Raw genomic sequence first — 23,071 nt, 5'->3', positions numbered from 1 at the left:
GGGTTCTGCGGTATAATGGGACACACTATAGATAGGGAGGTGCCCCCATGCTGCGTGTATTTTTAGTGGAAGACGAGAGCACCATCCGCGAGACGCTTCGGGACACGGTCCCCTGGGCGCAGTGCGGCTACGAGTTCGCCGGAGAGGCGGGGGACGGGGAGATGGCCCTGCCCCTCATCCGCCAGGCCAAGCCGGATGTGCTGATCACCGACATCCGCATGCCCTTTATGGACGGCCTGGACCTGAGCCGTCTGGTCCTGCGGGAGTTTCCCAACGTGAAAATCATCATCATCTCCGGCTATGACGACTTCGAGTACGCCCGACAGGCCATCGACATCGGGGTGGAGCGTTTTTTGCTGAAGCCCATCACCAAAAACAGCCTGATGGGCGTGCTGGCCGAGGTAAAGGAGAAGATTGAGGGGGAGCAGCACAATTATCTGGCCCAATTCCACCAGGAGGCTCAGGAGTATGAGCAGTACGCCCGCCGCCGCTTCTTCGAGCGGGTGGTGGGGGGACAGCTCACCGTCCAGCAGATCTACGAGGAGGCCGCCAAGCTGGACCTGGACCTGCGGGCCCAGTGCTACACCATCGCCCTGTTCTCCATCCTGCCCAAGGGGACCGGCGTGTCCGAGGTCTACTCCGAGCCCGCCGCTCGGGTCCGGGACGCCCTGCTGGAGCATTTTATGAAGTATCCGGAATACTTACTGCTGAGGTGGAATCTGAACACCTACGTGGTCCTGATCAAGGCGGACAAGGACAAGATGGATGGCTGCATCCGCCGGTGTGTCGACACCGTGCGGGACCAATACGAGTCCTGCGCCCCCGACCAGAACTGGTCGCTGGCCATCGGCGCCCCCACCCAGCGGCTCAGCGCCCTGCCCGTCTGCTTTGAGGAGGTCTCCCGCCTGTGGTCCTGCCGGTACATCCTGCCCCGGCAGCACATTTTGTCCTCCGAGACGGTGGGCTTCCTCACCCAGCAGGACGGCGGGGACAATCTGGCCGGCCTGGACCCCGCTAAGGTCAACCCCTCCATCTGGCAGGGTCTGCTCCAGTCCGCCGCTGCCGAGGAGATCCCCAGCTGTGTGGACGAGTTCCTCCTCAGCGTGGCCCAGGCTCTGGGCTCCCAGCCCTTCTGCCAGTTTCTGATGCTCAGCGTCCGCTTCACCGCCACCGAATACGTTGCCGGCCTGGGCGTCAGCCAGGAGGAGTTCCTCGCCCTGCTGGACTGCCTGGAGCTCACCGGCCAGAACGTCACCCAGGCGGACCTGAAGCACTACCTCACCCAGGTCCTCTTCCAGGCCCTCACCCTGCGGGACCGGGCCTCCAGCAACCAGTACGGCTCCCTCATCGGCCAGGCGGTGGACTACATCGACAACCACTTCACCGACGACACCCTCTCCCTCAACCTGGTGGCCCGGGAGATCAACATCAGCGCCAACTACCTCTCCGCCGTCTTCAGCCAGGAGATGGGGGTCACCTTTACCGAGTATGTCACCGGCAAGCGCATGGAAAAGGCCCGCGAGCTGCTGCGCTCCACCGACAAACGCTCCGGAGAGATCGCCTTCGCCGTGGGGTACCGGGACCCCCACTACTTCTCCTTCCTCTTCAAAAAGACGCAGGGCTGCACCCCCCGCGGCTACCGGGCGGGAGGAGGACGGCGCACATGAACCGTCCCTCCTCCATCCAGCACCGGCTCCGGGGGCTGATCCTCACCTTTGTGCTGCTGGCCGCCCTGATCCTGGCCGCCGCCTTCTCCATGATGGCCCGGTACAACAGCCGCTACAAGGACCTGCTGTACAATGTGACCACCGCCTCGGAATTCAACCAGGACTTTAAGGCGGCCATCGACCTGAAAATGTACTACTACCTGATCGAGAGCCAGTATTCCGACGGCCTCCCGCTGGAGGAGGTCCGGGCCGCCCAGCAGCTGGCCCGGGATCTGCTGTCCTCCACCACGGAGAAGGACAGCCGCATGGCCATCTCCAGCGTGCTCAGCCTGTGCCAGAACCTGGAGGAGAAAATCTACGAGCTCCGGGACACCGGCAGCTACGACGAGCGCCAGAACCAGCTGGAAAACAATATCTACGTCCTCACCTCCCTCATCCAGGAGTATATGTACAACTACCTCTACTACGAGGCGGTGCATCTCAACGCCCTCCAGGCCCAGACCGGCCGCCAGCTGGTGGCTGATTTTCTGCTGATCGCCGCCTGCACCGCCCTGCTGGTGCTGTTCTTCTCCTGGAGGGCCGCCCGGCTGGGCCGGTCCATCACCCGGCCCATCGCCGCCCTGTGCACCCGGGTGGCGGGCATCGGCAGCGGCGACCTGGAGGAGCGGGAGCCCATCCGGTCGGAGGAGTATGAGATCCGCACCCTCAGCGAGGGCTTTGAGCAGATGGTAGGCCGCCTGAACCGGCAGATCCAGGAGACCTCCCGGAATCAGGAGAGCCTGCGCCGGGCCGAGCTGGCCTTGATCCAGGCCCAGATCAACCCCCACTTTCTCTACAACACCATGGACACCATCATCTGGCTCATCGAGGCGGAGAAGACGGAGGAGGCGGTGGAGATGGTGTCCAACCTGTCCTCCTTTTTCCGCCACTCCCTGAGCCGGGGGGAGGACGTCATCACCCTCCGGGAGGAGGAGCAGCACGTATGCAGCTACCTGCAGATCCAGCAGGCCCGATACCGGGACATCATGCGGTACACCGTCAACATCGCGCCGGAGCTGAAGGACGTCTCCCTGCCCAAGCTCACCCTCCAGCCCCTGGTGGAGAACGCCCTGTACCACGGCATCAAGCTGAAGCGGGGACTGGGCCACATCTACGTGGTGGGCCGGGCCGAGGGGGATGACATTCTCCTCCAGGTCACCGACGACGGCGTGGGCATGTCCCCGGAGCGGCGGGAGGAGCTGACCCGCGCCATGGAGCAGGGGGAGCGGGTCGGGTTCGGCCTGTCCACCGTCCACGAACGGGTGCGGCTCTTCTTCGGCCCGCCCTATGGCCTTTCCATCTCCAGTCAGGAGGGGATCGGCACCACCATCAGCGTCCGCATCCCCTGGAGAAAGGAGGACCCGGTATGAAACAGCTTGTTTCCCTGCTCCTGTGCCTGTTCCTGCTGGCCTCCTGCGGCCTCCGGCAGTCCGGACAGCCAGAGTCGGAGATCCCCCCTGAGCTCCTGGTCATCGGGGTCAGTCAGGTAGGGTCGGAGTCCGGCTTCCGGGTGGCCAACACCGAATCCATCCGCTCCGTGTTCTCTGAGGAGGCGGGCTATCACCTCCTCTTTGAGGACGCCCGCCAGAAGCAGGAGAACCAGATCACCGCCATCCGCAAGTTCATCCAGCAGCAGGTGGACTGCATCCTCCTCATGCCCCTGTGCGTCACCGGCTGGGACTCGGTGCTTCAGGAGGCCAAGGCGGCGGGGATTCCCGTCATTTTGGTGGACCGCACCATTGAGGTGGCGGACGACAGCCTCTATGCCGCCCACGTGGGCTCCGACTTCTGCTGGGAGGGAGAGCAGGCCGCGGCCTGGCTGGAGGAGACCTTCCAGGACGCGAACGGACCGGTCAACATCCTGCACATCCAGGGCACCTTAGGGTCCAGCGCCCAGCTGGGCCGGAGCGCCGGTCTGGAGCAGGCCGTCCAGACCCATGAAAACTGGACCCTCCTGGCTCAGCTGGACGGCGACTTCACCCAGGCCAAGACCTACGAGGTCACCTGCCAGTGGCTGGACAGCCAAAGCGAGCGGCCAGAGATCCACGCCGTCTACTGCGAGAACGACAACGCCGCCTTTGGGGCCATCCAGGCGCTGGAGGAGCGCGGCTACCGCTGCGGCGAGGGAGGGGTGCTCATTGTCTCCTTCGACGCCACCCGTCAGGGGCTGACCTACTGCCTGGAGGGGAAGATTTCCCTGGAGGTGGAGTGCGACCCTCTGGCCGGTCCCCTGGTGGAGAAGGTCATTCAAACCCTGCAGGCGGGCGGCACACCGGACAAACACTACTACGCCCAGGAGCGCCTGTTCACGCCGGAGGACCTGACCCAGGAGTTCATCAGCCAGCGGCCCTATTGACCAAAACGAAGCATCCCCCGGCCAAAGGCCGGGGGATGCTCTGTGTTCAGCCCTGTCCGTAGTAGGCGCCGGGGCCGTGCTTGCGGAAATAGTGCTTATCCTGATAACGCTGGGGGGCGGGGCCGGCGGCGGCCCGCACCTGCCGGGTGAGGATGGCCATCTTAGCTACCTCCTCCAGCACCACCGCGTGGTACACCGCCTGGGCCGGGTCCTTGCCCCAGGTAAAGGGGCCGTGGCTGGCGCAGATCACGCCGGGGACGGCCTTGGGCTCGATGCACCGCTCCCGGAAGGTGTCCACAATGATGACGCCGGTGTTTTTCTCATAGTCCTCCTCCAGCTCCCCCTGGGTCAGATGGCGGGCGCAGGGGATGGAGCCGTAGAAGTAGTCGGCGTGGGTGGTGCCGAAGCAGGGGATGTCCTCTCCGGCCTGGGCCCAGGCCACCGCGTGGGGGCTGTGGGTGTGGACGATGCCTCCCACCCCGGGAAAGGCTCTGTAAAGCTCCAGATGGGTTTTGGTGTCGCTGGAGGGCTTCCATTTGCCCTCCACCCGCTCGCCGCTCTCCAGGCTGACCACCACCATGTCTCCAGCGGTCATGCCGTCGTACTCCACCCCGGAGGGCTTGATGACCATCAGGCCCTGATCCCGGTCCACGCCGGACACGTTGCCCCAGGTGAAGGTAACCAGATCGTACTTGGGCAGAAGGAGGTTGGCCTCCAGGACCTCCTGCTTGAGTGCTTCTAACATGATCTTCCTCCTCTCAGGCCCCCTCAGCGGGGGCTTTTTACTTCAGCTTCCAGGCCAGATCGGACAGGAACAGGTCATGCTCCAGGGACTCTACGGTGGTATCCTTGGTGATGTGGACAAACTCGATGTCCAGCATGTTGGCCCAGTCCTTCATCTGCTCGGCGGTGACGTCGTAGCTGAGGACGGTGTGGTGGGCGCCGCCGGCGGTGATCCAGCACTCCACGCCGGTGGTGAGAGAGGGCTCCGCCTGCCACATCACCCGGGCCACGGGCAGATTGGGCATGGGCAGGATGGGCTTGACGCAGTGGATATCCTGGCAGATCAGGCGCAGGCGTCCCCCCATGTCGATGAGGCTGACCACGATGGCGTCCCCCTCCTTGCCCTCGAAGACCAGGCGGGCAGGGTCCTTCTCGTTCATGCCGATGCCCAGGTGGTGGGTCTCAATGCGGGGCTTTCCGGCGGCGCAGCAGGGGCAGACCTCCAGCATATGGGCGCCCAGGGAATACTCCTTGCCGGGCTCCAGGTTATAGGTGTAGTCCTCCATGAACAGGGAGCAGCCGTTGCCCCCCTCGCCCATAGCCTTCATAATGGCGGTCATGGCAGCCACCTTCCAGTCGCCCTCGCCGCCGTAGCCGTAGCCCTGAGCCATCAGGTGCTGGCTGGCCAGACCGGGCAGCTGTTCCATGCCGTACAGGTCCTGGAAGGTGTTGGAGAAGGCTTTGCAGCCCTCGGCGTCCATCATCTTCTTGATGGCAATCTCCTCCCGGGCCTGATAGCGGATGTGGTCGATCTTGTCGGTAGCAATGTCGTAACTGGCCTTGTAGGTGTCCATGAGGGCGTCGATCTCGGCGTCGGTGACCTGATCCATCACCTTGACCAGGTCGCCCACGGCCCAGGTGTTCACCTGCCAGCCCAGCTTGGTCTGGACCTCCACCTTGTCGCCCTCGGTGACGGCCACCTCTCTCATATTATCACCAAACCGCATCACTTTCAAGCCCCTGGATACGGCCACCCCCACGGCGGCCTTCATCCAGCTGCCGATGCGCTCCCGGACGGCCTCGTCCTGCCAGTGGCCGGCGATGACCTTTCGGGACATCCGCAGCCGGGCGGCGATGAAGCCGTGCTCCCGGTCGCCGTGGGCGGCCTGGTTCAGGTTCATGAAGTCCATGTCGATCTCCTCGTTGGGGATGGCACGGTTGTACTGGGTGACAAAGTGGCAGTAGGGCTTCTGGAGATTGGCAAAGCCGTTGATCCACATCTTGGAGGGGGAGAAGGTGTGGCACCAGGTGATGATTCCGGCGCAGGAATCGTCGTAGTTGGCCTCCTTGACCACGCTGGCGATCTCCTTGTTGGTCTTGGCGGTCACCTTGTAGATCAGAGGGAAGGGCAGGGCCTTGGACAGCTCATCCGCCATCTCCTGGGCCCGGGCGGCCACCGTCTCCAGCACCTCGGGGCCGTACAGGAACTGACTGCCCACCACAAACCAGAACGAGTAATTCATAAAAAGTTCCTCCTTACAGTTTTTCCACAGCGGTTTTTTCCATCTCAAGCAGGGCCTTGTACCGCCGGATATAGGTATTGAAGCCCTCCACAGCGGCGGGGTCGGGCTGGATGGTGGAGCCGGACGCTCCGGCAAACACCTTGCCGGACAGGAATTTCTCCAGACTCTCCCCGCCTGCCCGGTTCAGCCGGTAGGAGGCCAGCAGGGCCATGCCGTAGGGTCCGCCCTCCCCGGCGGTCTCCATGCAGGTGACCGGGGCGCTGCAGGCGGCGGCCATGTAGCTCTGGCCCACCACAGGGGTCTTGAACAGCCCGCCGTGGCCGGTGAGGGAGTCGATGGCCACCCCCTCCTCCGCCAGGATATCCATGCCGATCTTCAGCGTGGCCATGGTGGAGTAGAGTTGGGAGCGGAAGAAGTTGGCCAGGGTGAATTTGGTCTCCGGGGTGCGGACCACCAGAGGACGGCCTGCGTCCATGTGGGTGACCCCCTCCCCTGCCAGATAGTTGCACACCAGCACGCCGCCGCAGTCCAGGTCGCCCTCCAGGCTTTTTTCATAGAGCCTGGTATACAGCGTCCCTGCATCGGGCTCCGCTCCAAAGAGCTGGGCGGTCTCGTTCAGGACATTCACCCAGGCGTTGGTGTCGTTGGTGCAGTTGTTGCAGTGGACCATGGCCACCGGGGCCCCGGTGGGGGTGGTCACCAGGTCAATTTCCTCGTAGACCTTCTCCAGAGGGCGCTCCAGCACCACCATGGAGAAGATGGAGGTCCCGGCGGACACGTTGCCCGTCCGGGGGGCCACGGCGTTGGTGGCGGTCATGCCGGTGCCTGCGTCCCCCTCGGCGGGGGCGAAGGGGATTCCGGCGGGGAGCAGGCCGGCCAGCAGGGCGGAGCCGGCCTCGGTGAGCGTTCCCGCATCCTCTCCGGCCGTCAGCACCTTGGGCAACAGCTCCTCCAGCTTCCAGGGCTGGGCCTGGACGGCGGGGAGGGCGTTGAACTTGGCCATCATGGCCGCGTCGTAGTCCAGCGCCCCGCTGTCGATGGGGAACATCCCGCTGGCTTCCCCGATGCCCACCGCGTTCACGCCGGTGAGTCTATAGTGGATGTACCCCGCCAGGGTAGTGATGTGGGCCACCTGGGGGACGTGCTCCTCCTGATTCAGGATGGCCTGATACAGGTGGGCGATGGACCACCGCTGGGGGATGTTGAAGCCGAAGAGCCGGGTCAGCTCCGCCGCAGCGGGGCCGGTGATGGTGTTCTGCCAGGTGCGGAAGGGAACCAGCAGATTCCAGTCCTTGTCGAAGGCCAGGTAGCCGTGCATCATGGCGGACACCCCGGCGGCGGCAATGGCTTCCCGGTGTTCCACCTTGGACAGGGCGGACTTCAGGCCGGTCCACACCTCGTCCATGGAGTAGGTCCATACCCCGTTTTCGTAGGTGGAGGCCCAGGTGTAGTCCCCGGAGGAGACAGGCCGGAAGGAGCCGTCGATGGTGACGGCCTTGATGCGGGTGGAGCCCAGCTCCAGCCCTAAGCAGGTGCGATGTTCAGACATATCCCGTTCTCCCTTACTTTTTCTTTTCCTTCAGGAAGGCAAACACACTCTGGAGCACGATGAAGAAGCACAGCAGAGCGGCGGTGAGGATGTTGGGCCAGGAGGAGGCCAGCTTGCCGTTGAACTGGACGATGGAGGAGATGGTGCCGTTGATGAGCACACCGAAGAAGGAGCCGATCACGTTGCCCACGCCGCCGGTCAGCAGGGTGCCGCCGATGACGGAAGAGGCGATGGCAGACATCTCCAGTCCGGTGGCCTGGGAAACGCTGGCCGCCTGGGTGTTCAGGCAGTAGCAGATGCCCCCGATGGAGCACAGGAAGGAGGACAGGATGTAGGCTTTCATCTTGGTCTGCTTCACATTCAGGCCCATCATGGCCGCCGACTGCTCGCTGCCGCCCACGGCGTAAAGGGAGCGGCCGAACTTGGTATACCGCAGCACCAGGAAGATGACTACCAGCACCACCAGCGCGATGAGCACGCCCACCCGCAGATAGGGCATGATGAGCACGCCCTTCCGGTTGGGCACCCCGCCGAAGGGGAGGTTGAGCCGCCAGTTGGCCCAGCTGTAGAAGGTGGCGTTGGTCTCCTGGGTGATGGACAGCTGGTTGGTGGAGATCACCGCCGTCATGCCCCGGGCGAAGAACATGCCCGCCATGGACACGATGAAGGGCTGGATCTCCAGATAGCCCACACAGAAGCCCTGGACCATGCCGAAAACAAGGCCCACCACCAGCACGATCAGGCACATCACGGGGGCGCTCATATGCCACTCTCCCATGCCGTAGGCCAGCAGCATGCAGTCCAGCGCCACCAGCGAGCCCACCGAGATGTCGATGCCGCCGGTGAGCATCACACAGGTCATGCCGCAGGCCACGCAGATCAGGCCCGCGTTGCTGATCAGGATGTTCAGGAAGGTCTGCAGGTTCGTAAAGCCCTTACTTCCATAAATGACGCAGCCCCCTGCGTAGAGAACGAAGAACAGCACAATGGTAATGAGCAGCAGCAGCGTGTTGCCGTTCATCTGTTTGCGCTCTTTCACAGCGTTTGCCGGTTTCATGCGCGGGCCGCCTCCTTTCCGGTGGACTTGCTGGTCAGGTGCTTATGCACCCAAGCCTTGACAGGCGGAGCCTGGATCGCCACAATGGCAATGACGACAATGGCCTTGAACACCGGCGTTACCGCGCTGGACACGCCGAGGTTATACATCGTGGTGGTAATGGCCTGGATGGTGTAAGCGCCGATGATCGAGCCGGCCAGATTGAACTTTCCGCCGCCCAGGCTGTTGCCCCCCAGGGCCACCGCCAGGATGGCGTCCAGCTCAAAGTTATTGCCGATGTTGTTGGAGTCGGCACTGGTGATGCGGGAGGACGCCACGATGCCCGCGATGGCTGCGCACAGACCGCACAGCATGTAGCACATAAAGATGATCCGCTTAGAGTTCAGGCCGGCAATGCGGCTGGCCCTTTTATTGATGCCCACAGACTGAATATACATCCCCATGGCTGTATGCTTCAGCACCAGCGACACCACCGCAACGCAGACAGCGGCAATGATGATGGGAGTGGGCATAAAGCCCACATAGCCGCCGAAGACAGCGAACTCATCCACACGGACGTAAACGATCAGGTTATTGCACAGAAGCAGGCCGATGGCCCGGGCCGCCGACCAGAGGATCAGGGTGGCCACCATGGGCTGGATGTTGAGATAGGCCACCAGCGTGCCGTTGAAGGCCCCGCACAGACAGCCCATAAGCAGTGCGCCGATCAGTCCCACAACCAGGGGCCGCGCGAACTCCTCCACGCTGTTGACTGCGGACACCCCAAATCCGGCCACAAGCATGCAGCAGAAGGAGGCGCACAGGGACATGACAGAGCCCACCGAAATATCGGTCCCGGCGGAGGCGGACACCACCAGGGTCATGCCGATGGCCAGAATGGCCACCTCACTGCCCCGGTTGAGAATGGTGATCAGGCGGCCGGAAAGCAGCTGCTCGCCGGAGGAGCTGCTCTGCATCGTAATGCGGAAAAAGTCGTAGAAGGCGTTGCCCTGTGCAATGTCATACACCACATTGACAGCCAGCACCAGCACTACGCACATCAGGGGCAGGAAGAGGGGGTTCTGGGTCAGCTTTTTCTTAGTCATGATCAGCACCTCCCGCAATGGCGGCCATGACCCGCTCCTGGGTCAGCTCGCCGTCCAGCTCCCCCACCTTGGCGCCGTCCCTCAGGACTGCCATGCGGTTGCAGGTGCGGAGCATCTCCTCAATTTCCGAGGAAATGAACATGATGCTCTTCCCCTGCTGGGACAGCTGGATGATCAGCTTTTGGATCTCTGTTTTGGTCCCGATATCAATGCCGCGGGTGGGCTCGTCAAGGATGAGGAAGTCCGGGTCGGTGGCCAGCCAGCGGGCCAGGATGGCCTTCTGCTGGTTGCCGCCGGACAGCTGCTTGATAGGGGTCTCCCGGGTGGCGGTCTTGATCTGGAGGAGCTTGATGTACTCGTCGGCAATCTCCTCCTGCTTGGCCCGGGAGAGCTGGCGGAACATGCCCCGCTTGGCCTGCATGGCCAGGATGATGTTCTCCCGGACGGACAGCTCCCCGATGATGCCCTCCGCCTTCCGGTCGTCGGGCAGCAGGCCCATGCCCAGGTTCATGGCGTCCAAGGGCTGGCCGATCTTGGCCTCCTTGCCGGCCACCTTCAGGGTGCCGGTCTGGGCCTTGTCCGCGCCGTAGATGGACCGGGCCAGCTCGCTGCGGCCGGAGCCCAGCAGGCCGGTCAGGCCGATGACCTCCCCCTTGTGGATGTCCAGGTCGAAGGGCTTGATGGTGCCCTTGTGGCTCAGGCCCCGGGCCTCGATCTGCATGGGGGCGTCCTTTTGGGCCTCGAAGCCCTCCGGCTTGATGGAGGCCAGGTCGTCAAAGTCCTTGCCCATCATGGCGGCCACCAGCTTTACCCGGGGCAGGTCAGCGATGGGATACTCCCCCACCAGGGTGCCGTTGCGCAGCACGGTGATCCGGTCGCACAGCGCGTACACCTGCTCCAGAAAGTGGGTGACGAAGACAATGCCCACACCTTCGCTCTTCAGCTGGCGCATCACCTTAAACAGCTTTTCCACCTCGCCGTCGTCCAGGGAGGAGGTGGGTTCGTCCAGGATGAGCACCTTGCAGTCCATGTCGGAGGCCCGGGCAATGGCAATCATCTGCTGGATGGCCAGGGAGTAATTTTCCAGATTCTGGGCTACATCCACCTTGATGTCCAGCCGCTTGACCAGCTCGTCCGCCTGGCGGATCATGGTTCTGCGGTCGATGGTGTGGAAGGGAGTCATAGGCTCCCGGCCGATGTACAGGTTCTCCGCCACGCTCAGGTTGGGGCACAGGTTGACCTCCTGATACACGGTGGAGATGCCCACGTTCTGGGCGTCCTGGGTGGAGTGGTTCTTCACGGCGCCCTCAATGCCGTCCACGCGGATCTCACCGGCCTCAAAATCGTTGATGCCGGTGAGGCACTTGATCAGGGTGGACTTGCCCGCGCCGTTCTCCCCCATCAGGGCGTGGATCTCCCCCTTGCGCAGCGTAAAGTCCACGTTGTCCAGCGCCTTGACGCCAGGGAAGGTCATGGAGATGCCCCGCATCGTCAAAACTACGTTGTTTTCCATCCAATGTTCACCTCACCTTTCCAATTTTTACAACAAAACAGGGGAGGCCCCCCGAATTTCCGGGGGCCCTCCCCTCGATGACCAGGTTAGGCTTGCTTTTTTAGTAGGGACGGTTGTCCACGACCTCCTGGGTGGCGTGAATGACCTCCTGGGTCTCACCGTTCACGGTGATGGAGGTGACATTGTCCTCCGCAGCGAACCAGTGCTCAGCCACATAGATCTCCTTCTCAGGAGTCTGGCCGGCCTCCAGCTGCTGGATGATCTCAGAGACCGTGGGAGCAGCCAGGGGGTTGCACTCGAAGTTGGCGTTGAGCTTGCCGTCGCAGACCATCTGGACATAGGGCTTGTTGGCGTCAAAGGACACGATGATGACATCGCCGCCCACACCGTAGGTGACACCAGCATTGTCCATGGCAGTCATGGCGCCGGCAGCCTCGTTGTCGTTCTGGCAGATGACCACGTTGAACTGGCCCTTATAGCTCTGGCAGTAGGACTCCATAACCTCCTGGCCGCCGGCCTCGGTGAAGTCGCCGGACTGAGAAGCCAGAATGTTCCAGCCCTCGCGGTCCGCGATCTCCTTGAAGCCGTCGGTACGGCCGATGGTAGCGGAAGCGCCCACGGAACCCTCGATGACCAGGGCGTTGATCTCAGAAATGCCCTTGTCGGCAGCGTAGGCCTTCAGCCACTCGCCGCAGGCCAAGCCCTCGACCTTAAAGTCAGAGCCGACCCAGGCCACATACTTGTCGGAGTCGTCCACAGTACGGTCAATGACGATAACAGGGATACCGGCCTCGTCGCACTCAGTCAGGACAGTGTCCCAGCCGGTGGCCACGATGGGGTCAATGATGATGTAGTCCACACCCTGCTGGATGAAGTTGCGGACCGCCTCCAGCTGCGCGGCGGGATCGTTGTCGCAGTCCACGAACATCAGGTCGTAGCCGTTGGCGGCGGAGAACACATCCTGAGCGGACTTGGTGGAGGCGGTGCGCCAGTCGGACTCGTGGCCCACCTGGGCAAAGCCCACCAAGATGGTGCCGTCACCGGTGGCGGAGGGGGTGCTGCTGGCAGGAGTACTGCTGGCAGGAGTGCTGCCGGCGGGGGTGCTGCCGGCGGGGGTGCTGCCGGCAGGAGTGCTGCTGTTGCCGCCGCCGCAGGCAGCCAGAGACAGGGCCATTGCCGCAGCCAGCGCCAAACCAAGAATCTTTTTCATTTTACTTCCTCGCTTTCTATTCGTTGCTGTTTCCCGATCAAGGTCTGCCGGAACCACTGGCCGGTCCTCTCTCGGGGCTACATTCGCATTTAACTCCATTTATTGGAGAAAGTCAATACGTTTTTTGTCTGTTTGAACAGATTCGTACCATTAAATAATACAAATTATATCACTTTCTAATAAAGTCATACAAATTCGGCAAATGATCTTGTTTTTCCTTTGGAAAAAGTTTATTTTTTGGAGATAAGAACCTGTATTTAGTTTGTTTTTTTCCGCTCCTCTCTGCTGTCCAGAATGTTTCTCCGATGGTGAACTTGCCTATCCGCCCCTCAAAACTTCATTTTCTTCCACCGGAGGTTCAAAAATTCCCGGTCAAATGTCCTGTTTTTCTCGGGAAAAAGCAGACAAATTTTCGCTGCACGTATGTGTAAAATGTGAAATTCGATAAGATAGCCAACCACTTTATTCGTTGGTTTTCACACAGACCCTGCTATAATGAGAGGCGAACTGTGTACCTCACACCAAAAGGCGGAATGACAACATGGCAATGAAGTACAAATTTCTGGCCGGCCTGCTGCGGGAAGAGCTGGCAAAGAACGGGAACCGCGGCGGCTCCAAGCTGCCCACCGAGGCGGAGCTTACCCGCCGCTACCACATGAGCCGTCAGACGGTGCGCCACGCCCTCCAGCTGCTGGCGGACGAGGGGCTGGTCCAGAGCCGCCAGGGCAGCGGCACCTACACCACCGGCCGCATCCAGGAGTCCGCCTCCCGGCAGATCGCGGTGGTGACCTCCTTTTTGGACGACTACATCTTCCCCACCGTCCTCCACGACGCCCAGAGCCTCTTCGCCCAGGAGGGCTACTCCACCCTGGTCTACGCCACCGAGAACCAGGTGGGGACCGAGCGGGACATCCTCCAGCGGCTGCTGGAACAGCCGGTGGGCGGCATTCTGGTGGAGGGCTCCAAAACCGCCCTCCCCAGCCCCAACGCCGACCTGTACCGCCGCCTGCAGGAGGCGGAGATCCCCCTGCTCTTTCTCCACGGCGCCTACGGAGAGCTGGCGGGGGTCCCCTGCGTCTGTGACGACAACTACGGCGGCGGCTACCTGCTGGCCCGCCATCTCATTGAGCGGGGGCACACCCATCTGGCCGGCATCTTCAAAAGTGACGACGTTCAGGGCCCCCAGCGTTACCACGGCTGCATCTCTGCCATCCGGGACGCCGGCCTGCCCATCTCCGACCGCTGCTTCCGCTGGTACGATACGGAGGACCGGCTGGAAATGATGGAAAAGCGCCGCTTCGACCTGCTGCGCCGCTTCCTGGCCGAGCGCCTGGAGCCGGCCACGGCGGTGATCTGCTACAACGACGAGATCGCCTTCCTCCTGATCCAGGAGCTGCTGTCCATGGGGAAACGGGTGCCGGAGGATGTGGCTGTGGTCAGCTTTGACAACAGCTATTACAGCCAGATCTGCCCTGTCCCCATCACCTCCCTGCGCCACCGGGAAAAAATGGGCCGGGTGGCGGCGGAGGAGATGATCCGCATCCTCGGCGGTGTGCAGCGGCAGTCCAGGGCTCTGGAGTGGGAGCTGCTGGAGCGCAGCAGCAGCTAAAAAGGTCCTCCGGCTGTTTAGCCGGAGGACCTTTCCCCTTGTGCTGCCTATTTTACCACAATGATCCGGATGCGCCCGCCTTCGGATTCGGCCTTGTCGTACCAGCCGGTGACGTCGCCGCCGCTCTCCGCCCGGGCCAGGCTGGACAGGTAGTATCTGCCATCCCGGTACTCGTAGACCACCACGCCGTCGGCCAGGGTGTACCGCTGGCTGCCTGCGATAAGCTGATTGCCGGTGACCTGCCCCGCCTTCACCGCGGTAAGCCCGTACAGCCGCTCCGGGTTGGAGGGCTCGCCCAGAATCCGGACCCCTCCGGCGGTGACCTGGAACTTGGTGCTCCCGGCCATGGTGTAGCTCACACCGCCCACGTCATACTGATAGGTGGAGTAACGGCTCATGCCCTCCCCCTCCTCGTCGTAGCGGGTGATGACGCCGTACTGGTAGGCGTCGCCGGTGACGTCGTTGAGGATGAGCGTCTCGATTTCCCCCTGGGGGTTGAGGGAGTAGTAGCGCACCTTGCCGCTGGTCAGGTTCAGCCCGGCCAGGCGGGCGGGGTAAATCACCGCGCCCCGGTTTTCGCTCACGTCCAGAACCTCCGCCCCCTGGGCAAAGGTGTACTTGTCCAGCTTGGTGCCCTCCTGGTTCACCTTTCCGGTGAGGGAGGCGTTGGACAGCCCCCGGAGGGTGACCTCGCCCCCCTGTCCGGCCACCACGGCCCGGACCACGCTGCCCACCCGGTAGCCGCCCCGGGTCTGATACTGGTAGGTCTGGCCGTCGGTGGCCAGCAGGGTGACCGTCTGGCTGGTGTAGCTGCCGCCGGAGCCGTCGGGGTAACCGGCGCTGGCAATGGCGGTCACGATGCCCACCCGCTCCCCGGCGCTGACCGAAACATCTTCCACCGCAGCCACGCCGCCGCTGCGGCCCAGCAGGAGGGTCACCGTGTCGCCCAGATGGTACTGGCCCAGGTCGGACAGGGCCAAGGCTGCGGCGGAGCTCTCAACGGCGTAGGTCCGCCCCGCCACCGTGACGGAGCTGGGATTGGCCCCGGAGGGCTCCAGCGCCTGGATGGGGCCGGTGGCCTTCTTGGCATAGGCCCACACCGTGCCCATGGAAGCGTTCCAGTAGACCACGTCGTAGTCCTGAATGTTGGCCAGCGACGCGGCGCTGCCGTTGCGGTAGACCTTGGAGGGGGTGAAGCCCAGAGAGGACTGCCACCCGCTGCCCCGCGCCACCACCGGACCCTCCATCTGGCCGTTGACCAGGGAGACCACGTCAGGCTTTCCGGAGGCGTCCAAGCTGTGGCCCAGCCGCTGGATATAGGGCGCGCCCTCCTTGGTCCTGGCGGAGAGGAGGTTATAGAAGAGATACACCGCATCCTGCCGGGTGAGCGAGGAGGCCGCGTTCAGGGCAGAGACGCCGGCGCTCAGCTTCAGGCTGTGGTACATGGCCAACTGGCCGGTGGGGTAGGCCCCGGAAAAATCCTCCGGACCGTAGCCCAGCAGCTCGAGCACCATGGACACCGCCTCCGCCAGATTGACCTCCTGACCGGGGCGGAAAGTACCGTCGCTGAAGCCGGACACCAGCCCCATGGCGACCGCGGCCTCCACATAGCCGCTGGCCCAATGGCTGCGGGGGACGTCCGGATAGGGGGAGGTGGCCGCCTGGCCCACGCCGTCCCCGCCGGGGGTGGCCTTTACCACCATGGTGACAAACTCCGCCCGGCTCACCTTGGCCGTCAGATTCAGGTTCCCGCTGCCGTCCCCGGACACAATGCCCAGGGCAGTCACCGCCTGGGACGCCTCTTCTAAAGAGGCCGCCGTTCCCGCCGCCGAGGCGGGCAGGACCAGCGCCAGCGTGAGGCAGGCCGCCAGAAGGGCGGCAAAAAGGCGTTTGGTTTTCATAGTTCCCATTCCTTTCAAAAAATCTCTCCCATCGCCCCGCAGGGAGGCCCCCCTTCGCAGAGGGAGGCCCTTTCCCCGCGTGGGACGGGGGTCCCTAATCGTACCGCAGGGCGTCAATGGGGTTGAGCTTGGCCGCCTTGTTGGCGGGCAGGTAGCCGAACAGCACTCCGATGCCCACCGACACGCCAAAGCTCAGTCCAATGGCTCCCAGGGTGGGGGTGGCGTTGAAGGTGATGCCGCTGGCCCCCAGGCTGGCCACCAGCATCCCGCCCAGCAGTGCCTCCAGGGCCTTGGCCAGCAGACAGCCGAAGCCGATGCCCAGCAGCCCGCCGATGGCGGAGGTGGTGCCCGCCTCGATGACAAACTGGCTACGGATGTCCTTCCGCTTGGCCCCCAGGGACTTGCGCACGCCAATCTCCCGGGTGCGCTCGGTGACGGACACCAGCATGATGTTCATAATGCCGATGCCGCCCACCAGCAGGGAGATGGCGGCGATGGCCACCAGCACCCCCATGGCCACCCCCATCATGGCGTTGATCTGGTTGGCCTGCTCCGCCATGGTGGTGATGTAGAAGTAATCCCACATGCCGTCGTCGGTACGGAAAAAGTCGTTGAGATAGGCCTCGATAATCCTTTTGCCGGCGTCGGCGGTCTCGCCGGAGGTGCTGGTGAAGATGTACAAATTGACCCACCGGCTGCCCATGATCTCCAGGGCAGTGGTGTAGGGGATGTAGATCTGATCGTCCTGGCTGCCAGGGAGCATCTCCAGCTCGGCGTTGCGCTTGAGCACCCCCACCACCGTGAGGGGCCGGCCGTTGATGGAAAGCTGTTTCCCCAGGGCGTCTCCGTCAAAGGCTTCCTGTTCCAGATAGGCCCCGATGATGCAGATGTTTTCCCGCCGCTCCACGTCCATGTAGCTGACGAAGCGGCCCTTGGCCAGCTGCTCGCCATCGATGGTGTAGCCGGTGGCGGCGTTGTACATAATCTCGCTGACGCCGTAGAGGTTGGTACGGTCAAATTTATCGCTGCCGTGGCGGACCACAGCATTGACCCCCAGATAGGGGGATACGCCGGTGAGAATGTCCGCGTTTGCCTCCACCATGTCATACATATCCTCCGGGTCGGGCAGCCTATCCGCTGTGCCGCCGAAGAACTGGGCCTGGATCATGTTGATGCCCAGTTTATCCACCTGCTGCTGGACCATGCCGGTGAGGCCGTTGCCCAGGGACAGGATGACGATGACCGCCCCCACGCCGATGATAATACCCAGCATGGTGAGCAGAGCCCGCATTTTGCTGGTGGTGAGGGACTTGATGGCCAGGCGGAAGGACTGGGTGAAGTTCATGCGCCCACCTCCTCTGCCTCGTCCTCCCCGTGGGGTTGGACCACCGCCCGGGGATCGCGGGAGTCCCCGTCGTAGATGATTTTGCCGTCCTGAAGGCGGACAATCCGCTCGGCCTTCACGGCGATGGAGTTGTCGTGGGTGATGAGGACCACCGTATTTCCCTCCTGGTGCAGCTGCTTGAGGAATTTCAGCACCTCCCGCCCGGTGCGGGAGTCCAGGGCGCCGGTAGGCTCGTCGGCCAGGATCAGGCTGGGGTCCCCCGCCAGCGCCCGGGCGATGGACACCCGCTGCTGCTGTCCGCCGGACAGCTGGGAGGGCAGGTTCTTCCCCTTGTCCCGCAGGCCCACCCGCTCCAACGAGGCCAGAGCCCGCTCCCGGCGTTCGCCGCTGTCCACCCCGGCATAGAGCAGGGGCAGCTCCACGTTCTCCAGCACGGTGAGCTTGGGGATCAGGTTGTACTGCTGGAAGATGAAGCCCAGCATCTTGTTGCGGATTTCCGCCTGCTGGTCGTCGTCCATTGTGGACACGTCCACACCCCCCAGGTGGTAGGTGCCCGAGGTGGGCACGTCCAGACAGCCGATGATGTTCATAGCGGTGGACTTGCCTGACCCGGAGGAACCCACGATGGCCACAAACTCCCCCTGGTCGATGGTCAGATCCACCCCGTCCAGGGCGTGGACCGTCTCCGAGCCCATTTGGTAGATTTTATAGACGTTTTTCAGTTCAATGAGGTGTTCCACCGTTCATCAACCTCCCGCAGGCACAGCGGCCATGACTCCGCCGCCCATGCCGCCCTGGACCTGGAGGGGCACCAGAACGGTGTCCCCCTCGTTCAGGCCGGAGGTGATCTCCACATAATCTCCGTCGCCGCCGCCCAGGACGACGGTGCGTTCCTCCGTCTTGGTGGGGTCCAGCACTGCGGCCCCGTCGGGAGACAGGCATCCCTCCAGGGGCACCAGCACGGTGTCTCCCCGCTGAACCGCCTCCGCCGGAATGGACAGGGCATTGGAGATTTCCTCCACAATGATGTCGGCGGAGACATTCATGCCTGGATTCAGTCCGCCGTAGTCCTCCAGAAGGATAGTAGCCGGGTAGGTGGTAAAGCCGTTGGTGGTGGTGCCGTTGATGCTCACCCGGTCTACCACCCCCTGAAATACCTCGCCGGGAATGGCGTCGGCGGTGATCTCCACCGTCTGCCCCTTCTGGAGGATGCTCAGGTCCAGCTCGCTGATGTTCATCTCCAGCTTTAAGTAGCTCAGGTCATAGATGACAGCCAGAGAACCGGCCTCGATGTTGTTCACGTTGTCCCCGGCCTTCACGTTCTTCTCAATGACGGTACCCGAGATGGGGGCGGTGATGGTGTAGTTTTCCAGCATATCCTGGGCCCGCTGGAGGGCGAGCCGGGCGTTCTCCACTGCGATGGACAAGTCCTCCAGCGAGCTCTGGGCGGTGGTCCCGCCCAGGCTCACCAGAGCGGACCCGGCGGACACCCGGCTCCCGGCGGTGACGAACGCCTCGGTGACCTCGCCGCTGGCCTGGGCCGTCACGGTCTGACGCAGGTTCTCCTCAAAGCTGGCGCTCCCGGCGCAGGCGACGTCCCCCACCTGGGCGGTGGCGGAATTGGCGGCGGTCAGCGCCCCCGGGTTGCTCACCCGGATCTTCACCTGGCGTACCAGCGCGCCTCCCGCCCCCACCAGCTCGGCGGAGGAAACGGATTCCACCGTGCCGGACAGGGTCTCCATGGTGCCGGCAATGGTCACCTGGGCGCTCTGGCCAGCGTAGATCTGCTGGGCGTCGGCGGAGTGGAAGGGCAGAGTCACATGCAGGGTGGAGGTATCCGCCACCTCCGCAATGGGCGTGCCCGGCCCCACCAGGTCACCCCGCTGGACCAGCACCTCCTGCACCACCCCGGCTCCGCCCGCCCGGACGGTCAGGTTGGCGGCCAGGTCGTCGTAGCTCTTCTGGGCCTGACGGAGGGCCAGCTCCGCCTGGGCGATGCTCATCTCAGCATCCTTGGCGTCCAGACGGTAGAGCAGCTGGCCCTTCTCCACCCGGTCGCCCACCTCAAAGGGGGCCTCCAGCACCTCGCCGGTGACCAGGGTCTTCAGGTAATAGGACTCGATGGGGGTGACAGTCCCCGTGCCGGAGACCGAGGCGGTCAGGTCCCTCCGCTGGACCGTGTCCGGCATATACTGCCCGGTCAGTCCGGCTCCTCCGCCCCCGGAGGACCTCAGAAAGAACCAGTATACCGCCAGCAGCACTGCAGCGGCGATTAAGCCCCGTCTCAGCCACTTCCTCCCCTTCTTGCTTTTGGGCAGACGGGGAACGGGCAGCTTCCGTTTTTTCTCTGGCGCCTGGGGCGCTTCCGGCGTCACGACAGTTGTTGTTTCCATAACGGACCTCCTCTATTTGCACCGCTTGAGCGGTGAGTTTCACATGGGATATTGTACTGGGCGTTCCTTACATTTTTCCAAAGAACAGTTAAAATTTTCATTAAATTTTTTCAGCCCCTATCCTAGCCGCCAATCGGAAAGCCAGCGGTAAAGAAAAAGGTAAAGATTTGGGAAAGATTTTCTCCCCCTGAGCCACCACTATATACCCTCCCGCCGCTGGAAGGTCAAGGGTACTTCGCCATTATAAGTCTTATTTTTAAAGAAATCAAGGAGCAAATCATTAAATTTAAGAAAAATGTAAGAACCTCCTGTCTGTGTCTTAAAATATGAGAAAACGAGAGGGGCGTGTCGTATGACGGAATTGGGGCAGGCTCTGCGGATGGCGCGGGAGCGCCGGGAGCTGAGCCAGACCAAGGTTATGGCGCTGACCGGGATCAACAACAAAACACTGTCCGGCTACGAAAACGGCGTAGCGGAGCCCGACCTGCAAACGCTGTCCACACTGCTGCGGCTGTACCGGGTGTCGGCGGACCAGCTTCTGCGTCTGAGCGCCCCCGCCCTCCCAGAGGATGAGGAGCATCTCCTCGTCCTCTACCGCGCCCTATCCAAGGAGCAGCAGCAGGAGCTGCTCCTGGTGCTGGACGCCCTGTCCGCCCACCGCGCCTCACAGCCGAAACAGAAGCAGGAGCGCCTCTGACCGCCCCCACAAAACACGAACGCCGCGCCAAGGACCTGTCCGGTCCCCGGCGCGGCGTGTTTTTGATTTGCTTACTGCTTGGCGATACTCAGGGCGCGGTACACGTCCAAGATGCGGGTAAACAGGGCGTCTCCAGGCTTCAGGCCGGTGTACTTCTCCAGAGCCCGCTCCACGCCGCCGTCCTGGATGGCCTTCTGCAGCTCCACGCTCTGCTCGTCCTCGGGGCAGTTGAAGTGGAGGGCGGCCGCCGCGCCAAAGATCAGATGGTCCACCGGCAGGCCGTAGCCGTAGGCGGTCATGAGAGGCTTCATCAGCCGGTCGGTGGGGGCCAGCTTGCGGATGGGCTCCCGGGCCACCCGGGCAGTCTCGTCCTCCAGGAAGGGGTTCTGGAACCGGGCAAAGATGCGCTCAATATAGGCGTGGTGGGCTTCGGGGTCGAAGCCGAACTTTTGGATGAGGCCCTCGCCGCTCTCCCACATGGCCTGGTGGACCAGCGGGCCGATGGCGGGGTCAGCGATGCTCTCCACGATGGTCTTATGCCCCCTGAGGGCGCCCAAATAGGCGCAGATGGCGTGGCCGCTGTTCAGGGTGAACAGCTTGCGCTCCAGATAGGCGTCCAGGTCGTCCACCCAGCCCAGGCCCTCGATCTCGGGCCGCTGGCCCTTCCAGCCGCCTTTCTCCACGTCCCACTCGGTATACTGCTCTACCGCTACGTCCAGGGGGTTCTCAAAGCTGGCCTTGGGGACGATGCGGTCCACGGCGCAGTCGGCAAAGCCCACATACTCCTTGGCGTAAGCGAGTTCCTCCTCGCTCAGGTTGCTGTAGACGGCGTCCCGCAGCTGGCTGGTGCCCCGGATTGCGTTCTCGCAGGCCACCACGTTGAGGATCTGGGTGCTCCCGGCGGCCTTCCGGGCCTGGATGCCGGCGGCGATGGGCTTGGCCACGATGGGCAGGATTCGCAGGCCCACGGCAGTGGTGATCAGCTGGCAGTCTCCGGCGATGGCCTCCGCCAGCTCCGGCCCGGCGGAGGAGATGCCGCTGATGTTGGTGACGGTCCACTCCGCGCACTCCCGGTCCTGGATGTGGACGGTGTAGCTCTTCCGCTCGTTGATGGCGGTGATCAGGTTTTCTGCCACGTCGGCAAAGGTCACGTGGTAGCCGCTTTTTTCCAGCAGAGCTCCGATAAAGCCCCGTCCGATGTTGCCCGCGCCGATCATGATCGCTTGTTTCATGTTAATCCTTCCTTTTGTAATTGTATTGAAATGTGGTGCGCTCCGGTGCTTCCTTGCCTATGAGTATAGCCCATCCCCCTGGGGATAACAAGCGGTAAAGCGCCGAAATATCCCCGCCTGCCTCGACCCAAAAAAGTGATTTTGCACGTTTTTGATTGTTTTGCTTCCGGAGGACCTCAGGCCCTCTCGCTTCGGCCCGTTCCTTGCTTGGACGCATTTGCTCTCCGCACTCTGCTTTCAGAAATTCCAAGTGTTTTATTGCACTATGCACAAATTATCGCTCCCTTTTTTGTGGGATAAATGGCTTCAAATTGGTTGACTTTCCCGTTTTCCTGTGCTAGGATAGTTTTAGTCAAAATCAATCACAAATTCAAATTCAATCAGAAAGGAGTGAACTATCATGCTGGCTGAACAGCGCGCAAGAGCCATTTTACAGCAGCTTTCCCAGCACCAGACCGTCAGCGTGACCGAGCTGTGTCAGGCCACTGGAGCCTCCGAGGCCACCATCCGCCGGGACCTGAACGCTCTGGCCCGTCAAGGCAAGCTGGTCAAGATCCACGGAGGGGCCACCAGCCTGGAGGAGGAGGAATTCCTGGCCCGGGAGCCCGATCTGGCCACCAAGCAGCGGTACTCCCGGGAGAAGGAGCGCATCGCCCGCTACGCCGCCGGCCTGGTGGGGGAGGACGACGTGGTCTTTCTGGACACCGGCACCACCATGCTCCACCTGGCCGACCACCTGAAGGGCTCCAAGGCCCTGTTCGTCACCAGCAGCATTGATCTGGCCGGACGGCTCACCGCCCACAGCCTTCACGTCTACGTGCTGGGCGGCGCGCTGAAGCTGGGCACCGTGGACATCGTGGGGGCCGAGGCCCTGGACGCTCTGCGGCGGTACAACTTCACCAAGGTCTTTTTGGGCACCAGCGGGGTCAGCGTCAGCCAGGGCTTCACCACCCCCGATCCGGAGGCCGCCGCCCTGAAGGCTCTGGCCGCCTCCCGGGCCCAGTCGGTCTACATGCTGGCCGACTCCAGCAAGTTCGGCCGGGTTACCGCCGCCACCATCCTGCCCCTGGACGCCGCCCAAATCATCACCGACCGGCTGCCCGACCGCAAATACCTGGACAGCACCGACATCATCGCAGTCTGACCCCCGCGCCTCCAACTCACCCGCATCA

18 protein-coding genes are annotated in these 23,071 nt (G+C 62.9%); 6 read left to right on the top strand and 12 right to left on the bottom strand.

Going from position 1 to position 23,071, the window contains the following annotated elements; all coding sequences use genetic code 11:
- Positions 1 to 47 precede the first annotated feature (47 nt).
- The 3 genes from VV088_RS18540 to VV088_RS18530 are packed head-to-tail and all read left to right on the top strand — an operon-like array spanning position 48 to position 4,062.
- Positions 48 to 1,667 (top strand): response regulator transcription factor, encoded by a 1,620-nt coding sequence (locus VV088_RS18540; RefSeq protein ID WP_334602155.1) that lies wholly within the window; start codon positions 48 to 50, stop codon positions 1,665 to 1,667.
- Positions 1,664 to 3,076, top strand: a complete 1,413-nt coding sequence (locus VV088_RS18535) for a sensor histidine kinase (RefSeq protein WP_334602154.1) — start codon at positions 1,664 to 1,666, stop codon at positions 3,074 to 3,076. Before VV088_RS18540 ends, VV088_RS18535 begins: the two co-directional genes overlap by 4 nt.
- A complete protein-coding gene (locus VV088_RS18530) occupies positions 3,073 to 4,062 on the top strand; it encodes an ABC transporter substrate-binding protein (protein ID WP_334602153.1) in 990 nt (329 codons plus the stop codon). Before VV088_RS18535 ends, VV088_RS18530 begins: the two co-directional genes overlap by 4 nt.
- A 46-nt stretch (positions 4,063 to 4,108) precedes the next feature.
- Here VV088_RS18530 and VV088_RS18525 read toward each other — a convergent pair whose 3' ends face one another.
- From VV088_RS18525 to VV088_RS18495, 7 genes are all read right to left on the bottom strand, one after another.
- Positions 4,109 to 4,807 (bottom strand): L-ribulose-5-phosphate 4-epimerase, encoded by a 699-nt coding sequence (locus tag VV088_RS18525; RefSeq protein WP_334602152.1) that lies wholly within the window; start codon positions 4,805 to 4,807, stop codon positions 4,109 to 4,111.
- 37 nt (positions 4,808 to 4,844) lie between these two features.
- Positions 4,845 to 6,308, bottom strand: a complete 1,464-nt coding sequence (gene araA / locus VV088_RS18520; protein ID WP_334602151.1) for an L-arabinose isomerase — start codon at positions 6,306 to 6,308, stop codon at positions 4,845 to 4,847.
- Between the two features lie 13 nt (positions 6,309 to 6,321).
- Entirely contained in the window at positions 6,322 to 7,857 is a 1,536-nt protein-coding gene (locus VV088_RS18515) for a xylulokinase (protein WP_334602150.1), read from the bottom strand.
- 13 nt (positions 7,858 to 7,870) lie between these two features.
- Positions 7,871 to 8,914: an ABC transporter permease subunit gene (locus VV088_RS18510; protein ID WP_334602149.1), complete on the bottom strand. Its 1,044-nt coding sequence runs from the start codon at positions 8,912 to 8,914 to the stop codon at positions 7,871 to 7,873.
- Entirely contained in the window at positions 8,911 to 9,999 is a 1,089-nt protein-coding gene (locus VV088_RS18505; RefSeq protein WP_334602148.1) for an ABC transporter permease, read from the bottom strand. The genes VV088_RS18510 and VV088_RS18505 overlap by 4 nt, the downstream gene beginning before the upstream one ends.
- Complete coding sequence (locus VV088_RS18500) at positions 9,992 to 11,512, bottom strand: sugar ABC transporter ATP-binding protein (protein ID WP_334602147.1); 1,521 nt, start codon at positions 11,510 to 11,512, stop codon at positions 9,992 to 9,994. Before VV088_RS18500 ends, VV088_RS18505 begins: the two co-directional genes overlap by 8 nt.
- A gap of 100 nt (positions 11,513 to 11,612) precedes the next feature.
- Positions 11,613 to 12,722 carry an ABC transporter substrate-binding protein gene (locus tag VV088_RS18495; RefSeq protein WP_334602146.1) on the bottom strand — a complete coding sequence of 370 codons (1,110 nt, stop codon included), beginning with the start codon at positions 12,720 to 12,722 and terminating at the stop codon, positions 11,613 to 11,615.
- A gap of 541 nt (positions 12,723 to 13,263) precedes the next feature.
- Between VV088_RS18495 and VV088_RS18490 the strand changes: the two genes are divergently transcribed.
- Positions 13,264 to 14,331, top strand: a complete 1,068-nt coding sequence (locus tag VV088_RS18490) for a GntR family transcriptional regulator (RefSeq protein WP_334602145.1) — start codon at positions 13,264 to 13,266, stop codon at positions 14,329 to 14,331.
- A gap of 47 nt (positions 14,332 to 14,378) precedes the next feature.
- On the opposite strand, the gene VV088_RS18485 is transcribed toward VV088_RS18490, so the two are convergent.
- The 4 genes from VV088_RS18485 to VV088_RS18470 form a co-directional block, all read right to left on the bottom strand.
- Positions 14,379 to 16,232, bottom strand: coding sequence for an S-layer homology domain-containing protein (locus VV088_RS18485; protein ID WP_334602144.1), 1,854 nt, complete (start codon positions 16,230 to 16,232; stop codon positions 14,379 to 14,381).
- Between the two features lie 94 nt (positions 16,233 to 16,326).
- A complete protein-coding gene (locus VV088_RS18480) occupies positions 16,327 to 17,577 on the bottom strand; it encodes an ABC transporter permease (protein WP_334602143.1) in 1,251 nt (416 codons plus the stop codon).
- Positions 17,574 to 18,317, bottom strand: coding sequence for an ABC transporter ATP-binding protein (locus VV088_RS18475; protein ID WP_334602142.1), 744 nt, complete (start codon positions 18,315 to 18,317; stop codon positions 17,574 to 17,576). The genes VV088_RS18480 and VV088_RS18475 overlap by 4 nt, the downstream gene beginning before the upstream one ends.
- Before the next feature lie 6 nt (positions 18,318 to 18,323).
- A complete protein-coding gene (locus VV088_RS18470; protein WP_334602141.1) occupies positions 18,324 to 19,970 on the bottom strand; it encodes an efflux RND transporter periplasmic adaptor subunit in 1,647 nt (548 codons plus the stop codon).
- A 352-nt stretch (positions 19,971 to 20,322) separates the two neighbouring features.
- Between VV088_RS18470 and VV088_RS18465 the strand changes: the two genes are divergently transcribed.
- Positions 20,323 to 20,667, top strand: coding sequence for a helix-turn-helix domain-containing protein (locus tag VV088_RS18465; RefSeq protein WP_334602140.1), 345 nt, complete (start codon positions 20,323 to 20,325; stop codon positions 20,665 to 20,667).
- Between the two features lie 71 nt (positions 20,668 to 20,738).
- Here VV088_RS18465 and VV088_RS18460 read toward each other — a convergent pair whose 3' ends face one another.
- Entirely contained in the window at positions 20,739 to 21,899 is a 1,161-nt protein-coding gene (locus tag VV088_RS18460; RefSeq protein WP_334602139.1) for a mannitol-1-phosphate 5-dehydrogenase, read from the bottom strand.
- Positions 21,900 to 22,299: 400 nt separating this feature from the next.
- On the opposite strand from VV088_RS18460, the gene VV088_RS18455 reads away from it, so the two are divergent.
- Positions 22,300 to 23,043 carry a DeoR/GlpR family DNA-binding transcription regulator gene (locus VV088_RS18455; protein WP_334602138.1) on the top strand — a complete coding sequence of 248 codons (744 nt, stop codon included), beginning with the start codon at positions 22,300 to 22,302 and terminating at the stop codon, positions 23,041 to 23,043.
- Positions 23,044 to 23,071 lie beyond the last annotated feature (28 nt).

This window comes from Lawsonibacter sp. JLR.KK007 (genome assembly GCF_036941135.1).
Taxonomy (GTDB): domain Bacteria; phylum Bacillota; class Clostridia; order Oscillospirales; family Oscillospiraceae; genus Lawsonibacter.
This window is presented reverse-complemented; position numbering and strand designations above follow the sequence as displayed.